Below are 1,349 nucleotides of genomic sequence, written 5' to 3'. Positions count from 1 at the left end.
TGAGGAGGCGCCGCCCGATCGGGACAGCCATTGGTCGACCCGGTCGATGGCGAAGGCGACTGGGCTCAACCAGACGGCCGTGTCGCGGATCTGGCGGGCGTTTGGGCTCAAGCCTCACCTGGTGGACACCTGGAAGCTGTCCACCGATCCGTTGTTCATCGACAAGGTCCGTGACGTGGTCGGGTTGTACCTCGATCCGCCGGACAAGGCGATGGTCCTCGCCGTTGACGAGAGTCCCAGATGCAGGCCCTTGACCGCACCGCGCCGATGCTGCCGGGCGCACCTGAGCGCTGTACCCACGACTACTTGCGCCACCGCACCACGAGCCTGTTCGCCGCATTGGACATCGCCACCGGCAAGGTGAATCGGCCAGCATCAGCATCGACACCGCCATCAAGAGTTCCTACGTTTCCTCAAGACCATCGACGCCAGCACCCCGCCCGAGTTGGACCTGCATCTGATCTGCTACAACTACGCCACACACAAAACCCCGGCGATCCGCGCCTGGCTGGCCGCGCATCCCCGCTTCCACCTGCACTTCACGCCAACCTCGAGCAGCTGGCTCAACCTGGTCGAACGCTGGTCCGCTGAACTGACCAACCGCAAACTCCGCCGTTGCACGCACCGCAGCGTCAAAGCCCTCGAAGACGACGTCAACGCCTGGATCGCGGCGTGGAACGACAACCCCAAACCCTTTGTCTGGAGCAAAACCGCCGACCAGATCCTCGACAACCTCGCCAACTACTGGACCCGAATCAATAAAACTTTCAACGACTCAGGACACTGGCGTGCAGTCGCTGGGTCTGCTAGTGGAGCACTGGGTGCTCACCCCTCGAACAAATTGAAGTCGGCGGTGGTGCCTGAGTTGGTGTGACCGTTCGGCGTGTTGGAAATCGAGAGGTGGCGAGGTCTCCGGTAGATGGCTCAGCGATTGAGCAGAACCTGAAACCGGAGACCTTGTGGACACCCTAGCGGTGACGAGGCGGTTCGACCTGACCGACGTGCAGTCGGCGGTGCTGGAACCGTTGCTGTCGGCGCCGGAGCGTTCAAGTCGACCGTCGTTGTGGAGCAGACGGCATCTGATCGACGGGATTCGGTGGCGGATCCGTGTGGGCACCCCGTGGCGGGACGTGCCACCGCAGTACGGATCATGGTCGGCGGTGTATGCCTGTTCCGGCAGGTGGCAGCGCCACGGCACCTGGAAACGGCTGCTCACCGCATTGCAGATCCTTGCCGACGCGGCCGGCAGGATCACCTAGTAGTGCTTTGTTAGGTCGGCGTGTTGAGGGGTTGCTGAGGGCTGGCGGTAGTGTCATGTCGCGGTGACCCCTCACGAGCTTTCGGTTGTG

1 protein-coding gene and 1 pseudogene are annotated in these 1,349 nt (G+C 62.8%); both read left to right on the top strand.

The features are described from left to right. A pseudogene (locus AB0873_RS32565) lies at window positions 1–784 on the top strand (IS630 family transposase); the annotation flags it as partial. Between the two features lie 190 nt (window positions 785–974). Next, window positions 975–1,259, top strand: coding sequence for a transposase (locus AB0873_RS32560; RefSeq protein WP_366604641.1), 285 nt, complete (start codon window positions 975–977; stop codon window positions 1,257–1,259). Window positions 1,260–1,349 lie beyond the last annotated feature (90 nt).

It is taken from the genome of Micromonospora sp. NPDC047707 (genome assembly GCF_040704235.1).
Classification (GTDB): domain Bacteria; phylum Actinomycetota; class Actinomycetes; order Mycobacteriales; family Micromonosporaceae; genus Micromonospora.
Note: the sequence above shows the minus strand (reverse complement) of the source record. Positions and strands in the feature narration are given on the sequence as shown.